The organism is Pseudomonas fulva NBRC 16637 = DSM 17717, assembly GCF_000730565.1.
GTDB lineage: Bacteria > Pseudomonadota > Gammaproteobacteria > Pseudomonadales > Pseudomonadaceae > Aquipseudomonas > Aquipseudomonas fulva.
Genome location: NZ_BBIQ01000023.1, coordinates 76,155 through 83,423, shown reverse-complemented (window position 1 = coordinate 83,423; position 7,269 = coordinate 76,155). Strand labels below are relative to the sequence as shown.

The 7,269-nt window shown below is 61.4% G+C and carries 5 protein-coding genes; 2 read left to right on the top strand and 3 right to left on the bottom strand.

What is annotated here, in order from left to right:
- Positions 1 to 164 precede the first annotated feature (164 nt).
- Both cysS and PFU01S_RS19145 read right to left on the bottom strand, forming a co-directional pair.
- On the bottom strand, positions 165 to 1,547 hold the full coding sequence (gene cysS, locus PFU01S_RS19150; RefSeq protein WP_027915573.1) for a cysteine--tRNA ligase: 1,383 nt from the start codon (positions 1,545 to 1,547) through the stop codon (positions 165 to 167).
- A gap of 9 nt (positions 1,548 to 1,556) precedes the next feature.
- Positions 1,557 to 3,260, bottom strand: a complete 1,704-nt coding sequence (locus tag PFU01S_RS19145; protein ID WP_027915572.1) for a glutamine--tRNA ligase/YqeY domain fusion protein — start codon at positions 3,258 to 3,260, stop codon at positions 1,557 to 1,559.
- Positions 3,261 to 3,510: 250 nt separating this feature from the next.
- Here PFU01S_RS19145 and PFU01S_RS19140 point away from each other — a divergent pair, with 250 nt between their 5' ends.
- Positions 3,511 to 4,011: a peptidylprolyl isomerase gene (locus PFU01S_RS19140; RefSeq protein ID WP_027915571.1), complete on the top strand. Its 501-nt coding sequence runs from the start codon at positions 3,511 to 3,513 to the stop codon at positions 4,009 to 4,011.
- Complete coding sequence (locus PFU01S_RS19135; protein ID WP_028687743.1) at positions 4,008 to 4,730, top strand: UDP-2,3-diacylglucosamine diphosphatase; 723 nt, start codon at positions 4,008 to 4,010, stop codon at positions 4,728 to 4,730. Before PFU01S_RS19140 ends, PFU01S_RS19135 begins: the two co-directional genes overlap by 4 nt.
- Positions 4,731 to 4,861: 131 nt before the next feature.
- Here PFU01S_RS19135 and pvdQ read toward each other — a convergent pair whose 3' ends face one another.
- The gene (gene pvdQ, locus PFU01S_RS19130) at positions 4,862 to 7,165 is read right to left on the bottom strand and encodes a bifunctional acylase PvdQ (protein ID WP_028687742.1); all 2,304 of its coding nucleotides are present in this window, start codon (positions 7,163 to 7,165) and stop codon (positions 4,862 to 4,864) included.
- Between the last annotated feature and the right edge of the window lie 104 nt (positions 7,166 to 7,269).

Below are 7,269 nucleotides of genomic sequence, written 5' to 3'. Positions count from 1 at the left end.
CGGCGCCTGGACTACCGCGCGCTTAGAAGCAGAAGCAGAAACAGAAGCACGTAGCGGTAAGGACAAGGACAAGGACAAGGACAAGGGCGACTAGTCTTGGCAATCTTGGAGTCGAGGCGCGCTAGACATGGGTTGCGAGCAACCCAATCAGCTCGCCCCCCAGATCAGTCCGCCAACCGCCAGGTCGTCCCGCCTTTGCTGTCTTCAAGCACCACACCCATGGCCGTCAACTGGTCACGGATGCGATCAGACTCGGCCCAGTTCTTGTCGGCCCGCGCCTGCAACCGCGCCTGGATCAAACCCTCGACCTGAGCTGCGTCCACCTTGCCTTCAGCGCCCGCACGCAGGAAGTCATCGGCCTCCAGCTGCAACACACCCAGCACGTCACCCAGCTCACGCAAACGCCCCGCCAAGCCTGCCGCTGCAGACACATCGCTCTCGCGCAGGCGGTTGATCTCGCGGACCAGATCGAACAACACGGCGCAGGCTTCCGGCGTACCGAAATCGTCGTTCATCGCAGCAGTGAAACGCTCGACGAAAGCATCCCCACCGCTGGCCGGGACACGGGGCAGGCCACGCAAGGCGTGGTAGAACCGCTCCAGTGCGCCCTTGGCATCACGCAGGCTGTCCTCCGAATAGTTGATCGCGCTGCGGTAGTGGCTCGCCACCAGCAGATAGCGCACCACTTCAGGGTGATACTTTTCCAGCACGTCACGAATGGTGAAGAAGTTGTTCAGCGACTTGGACATCTTCTCGCCGTTGATGCGAATCATGCCGCAGTGCATCCAGGCGTTGGCGTACGGCTTGCCGGTTGCAGCTTCGCTCTGGGCAATTTCGTTCTCGTGGTGCGGGAACTCAAGGTCGCTGCCGCCGCCATGGATGTCGAAACTCTCACCCAGGCAGCACGTGGACATCACCGAGCACTCGATGTGCCAACCAGGCCGGCCAGGCCCCCAGGGTGACTCCCAGCTGGGTTCGCCTGGCTTGACGCCCTTCCACAGTACGAAGTCCAACGGGTCCTGCTTGGCCTCGCCGACCTCGATCCGCGCACCAATGCGCAGGTCTTCGATCTTCTTGCGCGAGAGCTTGCCGTAACCCACGAACTTGCCGACGCGGTAGTACACGTCGCCGTTGCCAGGCGCATACGCATACCCTTTGTCGATCAAGGTCTGGATCATGGCATGCATGCCGGCAATGTGATCGGTGGCGCGCGGTTCCTGGTCCGGAGGTAGGATGTTGAGGCGGCGTTCGTCCTCATGCATCGCGTCGATCATACGGGCGGTGAGTGCGTCGAAGGTTTCTCCGTTCTCGTTGGCCCGGTTGATGATCTTGTCATCGATGTCGGTGATGTTGCGCACGTACGTCAGGTTGTAGCCGCTCTTGCGCAACCACCGGGTGGCCAGGTCGAAGGCCACCATGCTGCGACCATGGCCCAGGTGGCAGTAGTCGTAGACGGTCATGCCGCAGACGTACATGCGCACGTTGTTGCCGTCCAACGGTTTGAACGGCTCCTTGGTCTTGGTCAGTGTGTTGTAGATCGTGAGCACGATGGTTCCTCAGCTGCCCCAGGAGTCACGCAATGTGACGGTGCGGTTGAATACCGGGCGGCCCGGCTGACTGTCCTTGAGGTCAGCACAGAAATAGCCTTCGCGTTCGAACTGGAAGCGATCTTCTGGCTGCGCCTGGGCCAGCGAGGGCTCGGCACGGCAGCCGCTGAGCACTTGCAGCGAATCGGGGTTGATGTTGTCGAGGAAAGTGCCACCCTCCTCGGTCTTCTCAGGGTTCGCCGAACGGAACAACCGATCGTACAAGCGGACTTCGCACTCCACGCTGCCTTCGACCGGCACCCAGTGGATCACGCCCTTGACCTTGCGGCCTTCGGGGTTCTTGCCCAGGGTGTCGGGATCGTACGAGCAGCGCAGTTCGACGATGTTGCCATCGGCGTCCTTGATCGCCTCGTCGGCGCGGATGACGTAGCTACCGCGCAGGCGCACTTCGCCGTTGGGCTCAAGACGTTTGTAGCCCTTGGGCGGCTCTTCCATGAAGTCGTCACGGTCGATGTACAACTCGCGTGCGAACGGCAGCACGCGCACCCCCATGTCTTCCTTGGGGTGGCGCGGCAGCTCGAGCTGCTCGGTCTGGCCTTCGGGATAGTTGGTGATCACCACCTTCAAAGGGCGTAACACGCACATGGCGCGGGGTGCAGTGCGGTCCAGATCGTCGCGGATGCAGAACTCCAGCATGGACATGTCGACCACGCCGTCCGAGCGGTTGGTACCGATCATTTCGCAGAAGTTGCGGATCGATGCTGGTGTGTAGCCACGGCGGCGGAAGCCCGACAGCGTGGACATGCGCGGGTCGTCCCAGCCCTCGACGTGTTGCTCGTCCACCAGTTGCTTGAGCTTGCGCTTGGAGGTGATCGTGTAGTTGAGGTTAAGACGGCTGAACTCGTACTGGCGCGGATGCGCCGGCACCGGCAGGTTGTCCAGGAACCACTCGTACAGCGGCCGGTGACCTTCGAACTCCAGGGTGCAAATGGAGTGGGTGATGCCTTCGATGGCATCCGACTGGCCGTGCGTGAAGTCGTAGTTGGGGTAGATGCACCAGGTATCACCTGTTTGGTGATGGTGCGCATGGCGGATCCGGTAGAGGATCGGGTCCCGCAGGTTCATGTTGGGCGACGCCATGTCGATCTTGGCGCGCAGCACGCGCTCGCCGTCCTTGAACTCGCCGGCCTTCATGCGCGCGAACAGATCGAGGTTTTCCTCCACGCTGCGCTCGCGGAACGGGCTGTTCTTGCCTGGCTCCTTGAGGCTGCCGCGGTATTCCTTGGCCTGCTCCGGGGTGAGGTCGCACACGTAGGCTTTGCCCTGCTTGATCAGCTCGACGGCCCAGGCGTGCAGTTGGTCGAAGTAGCTGGAGGCATAGCGAACGTCACCGGCCCAGTCAAAGCCCAGCCACTTTACATCGCGTTGGATGGCATCGATGTATTCCTGGTCTTCCTTGGCAGGATTGGTGTCGTCAAAACGCAGGTGACAGACACCCCCGAACTCCTTGGCCAGGCCGAAATTGACGCAAATCGACTTGGCATGTCCGATGTGCAGGTAGCCGTTTGGCTCTGGCGGGAAGCGGGTGACGATGCTGGCGTGCTTGCCCGAGTCCAGGTCGGCCTGGATGATCGGCCGCAGGAAGTTCGCAGGGACAGCGGGGGCGCCTTTGGCAGCGGCGTTGGGCGCGTTGTCGGCAGTGGGCTTGCTCATAGGATCCTTGAATGCACGTAGCCGGCCTGGGTAGGCCGAATGAATCAAAGGGCCTATCATAGCCGAAGCAGTCAAGCTGCCGACAGTCGGGCTCCGCCAAACTGGCGTGTTTTATCACGCCTTTTTGCCGCAGCCTTGGCAAAATGGCGCAAGCGCGCCATGTGTCCCCAACACCTGATGCCGCGTCTGGTTAGTAATCAGCGCCCAGCGCATCCCAATTTCCGATTGCCTTGAAAAAGCGAGTTTCAGCATGTCCAAAGTCAAACTGAGCACCAACCACGGCGACATCGTCCTGCAACTGGACGCCGAGAAAGCGCCGCAGACGACCGCGAACTTCGTGCAGTACGTCAAGGAAGGCCACTACGACGGCACCGTTTTCCACCGTGTCATCAAAGGCTTCATGATTCAGGGCGGCGGCTTCAAAGCCGGCATGTCCCAGAAGAAAACCCGCGCCAGCATCCAGAACGAAGCCGACAACGGCCTGAAGAACAAGAAGTACAGCATCGCCATGGCGCGCACCATGGACCCGCACTCCGCCTCGGCGCAGTTCTTCATCAACGCCTCGGACAACGATTTCCTCAACCACAGTGGCAAGAACACTCAGGGCTGGGGCTACGCCGTGTTCGGCGAAGTGATCGAAGGCCGTGAAGTCGTCGACGCCATCGAGAAGGTTGCCACGGGCTCGAGTGCTGGCCACCAGGACGTACCCAAAGACGACGTGATCATCGAGAAAGCCGAGATCATTGAGTGATACTGCTGATCTCTGATCTGCACTTGCAAGAAGAACGCCCGGACATTACCCGGGCGTTTCTTGATCTGCTCGAAGGTCGTGCTCGCCAGGCCCAGGCACTGTACATACTGGGCGACTTTTTCGAAGCGTGGATCGGCGACGATGCCATGACCGCTTTCCAGCAGTCGATCTGCCAGGCCATGCGCCGACTCAGTGACAGCGGCACAGCGGTGTACCTGATGCACGGCAACCGCGACTTTCTGATTGGCCAGGCCTTTTGCGAGGCCGCAGGTTGCACCCTGCTGAGCGACCCCTGCGTGGTGGAGTTGGGAGCAGAACGGGTGCTGCTGATGCACGGCGATACCTTGTGCACCCGCGACGTGGGCTACATGAAAATGCGCCGGTTACTGCGCAACCCTGTAAGCCTCTGGTTGCTTCGGCACCTGCCGCTGTCAGTTCGGATGAAATTGGCACGCAAGCTGCGCAGCGAAAGCCGCGCACAGACGCAAATGAAGTCCACGGAGATCGTTGACGTCACGCCCGAGGAAGTGCCCAAGGTCATGGCAGCGCACCACGTGCGAACGCTGGTGCACGGCCACACCCATCGCCCGGCGATTCACAAGCTGATGGTGGACGGGGAGCCGGCCCGGCGCATCGTGCTGGGCGACTGGGACAAGCGGGCCTGGGCCTTGCAAGTGGACGCACAAGGGTTTCAGTTGGCGCCGTTCGAATTTCACTGAACGCTCGAGCGCTACCTGCTCGACAACGGGATAGCCCGCCTGAGCGCAGCATCAGGCGTCGGCCTGATGCTGATACGAGCAACGGTCAAGGCATGCGGGAGACCAGCAAGGCTCGTCTCCCGTACCGACAATCACTGAACGCCTGGCCGCTCATCTCGCTCACGGATAATCACCGCCCGGTACGCCGGATCGGCCTTAATCTGCTTCTCTGTAAACGGCATATCATGCAGCTGACCAGCGGCGAACGCCTTGGTCTGATCACTGGCATGCGGCGAGGCCGCCTCGCTCGATTGGGAGAACGCCAGCAGACCGCGTGCCTTGGGGCCATCGTCGGTGAAGCTGACCAGCTGTAGGTAGCTGGTGCCGCTGACAACCAGACGCTTGCCCTGCCCCATCGGCACACTGTACATGGCGTTGTACACGCCAAGCGCCTGGGGGCCGCCCGGCACTGGCGTGCCATCATGGGCCTGTTGCACCTGCCCCCACCGCGCCATCGGGTCGATCCCCTCCTCGGCCACTTGACGGAGTGAGGCAAGCGCCGCCTGATGAACCACCTTGCTCACCGATGCCTGCTCCACCGCTAAACCACGCGGGGTATGCACGGGATCGTTGCGATCGAACGCTACTCGCCATACCTGCGGTTGTTGCTCAAGTGCATCGTAGATGTTTTGAAAGTGCACCAGCCCCATGTTGCTCTGCTGGTTGGCCTTGCCGTTCCAGCTGGCCAGGCTACGGCACACTGGCTCGACATCTGTGGGGGCACGCTTGCACCAGTTCAACAGATCCGGCAGCAGCAAACGCGCAAGGTAGACTTCATCATCGGTCACCATGCGCTGCAGGTCGTCCACACCAAGCAGCGCCTTGCCTTGCAAACGTTCCAATGCGAAACGCCCGCGCATGCCCAGAGGCTGATCACTGCGGCTGACCAATGGGGAGTAGCCTGTCAGCGGCTGCGCAGGGTTGGTCATCCAGGCTGGATCATTGGAATTCTGGACGAAGTCATCGCGTTCCAGGCGCGGCATGAGTTCAGCCGGAACCGTACCGGGTTGGGCGGCGCGGCCGTCAACCTTCCAGTTACACAGGCTGCGGGAACCATCGAGCACGACCAACGGGCCTGCCTGTTCGCCCCCGCAGGCATCGAGCAATGCCTGGTCGACATAAGGCACCACCGACTGGTTCAGGTAGGTCGTCTTGCCACCTTCATCCACAGCGACGGTGTTGACCCATGGAATGCCATGCAGTTGCTCGACGGAACGCGTCAGCGCCGCCACGCTGTCAGCGCGATTGATCTGGTACCACTGCTGCAAGACGCGGGTGTTGTCGCTGTTGGCATCGCGCAGGCTGTAAGCCGTATGTCTGTCCCAATCCAACCGCCCTGGCCACTGGACGATCGGGCCAAATGACGAGCTGTACAGAACACGCTCAACTTTCTGCAATTGGCCATCGGCGGCCTTGACCATGATGCTGATGCTTTGACGGGTCAGCGGCAGCGACTTGCCGTCGAGCATGTATCGGGTTGGGTCCTTTGGATCGAGTTGCAGGCGAAACAGGGTGAAATGCCTGGACGTGTCGACGGTGTGGGTCCACGCAAGGTGGCGATTGAAGCCAATATTGACCATCGGCAAGCCTGGCAGCGCTGCGCCCATCACATCGAGCTCACCGGGGATGGTCAATTGCATCTGGTAGAACCGCATGCCTCCCACCCAAGGGAAATGCGGGTTGGCCAACAGCAAACCTCGGCCATTGAGCGAACGCTGGGCACCCACTGCAATGGCGTTGCTGCCGCGCTGGGTGGCAAAGCGTTGCTGCTGCTCCAACGCTTGCCCATAAGCGACGGCGGGTGGCTGGGCATCGTTCTGAGGCGGGTGCGCCCCGGCCAGGGCCTCGACGAACTGCCCGACCCCACCTTCTGCAAGTAACCGCCGGGTAAGCTTGACCAGGTCCTGGCTGGTGATGGCGCGCACCCACGCGCCATCTCCACATTCCGCAGGCAAGCCCTGCTGACGCCGCTCGGCCAGTGCTCGATTGAAACCACTGGCATAACCCGCCAGGAGGGCCTGGATGGCAGCGGGCTGTGCCTCCAGAAAGGCCTGCACCTGAGCCGGCGCGTTGAGCCACGTGAAGAACACATCGCTGGCCAGGTTCTCGCGCTGGTCGACGGTCTGGCCTTGGCTACCAAAATAGCGCGAGCGCTCACCACTGACCGTCAGCACCTGGTCAGCCAGCAAACAAAGGTTGTCCTGGGCATAGGCATAGCCAATGCCATAACCGAGCCCTCTTTCGTCTTTGGCCACGATATGCGGCACGCCATAGGTAGTGCGACGGATCTGGGCGCTGGCGTCTTGCGCTACGGTTTCGGCCTGTGCGGTCAAGGCCGCAACCATGAGCGCTGCGGCTAAACCGGCACAACGACTTGAGCGGATAAGTGGGGACACGGGCACTCCTCGAATACGGTTCATGCCGGTGAAACGAACGAACGTGGGTAGAGTTTAGGCGGCCTCCGCGCTCAGGCCTGGCACCAGCGCGCAGAGCCCAAGAC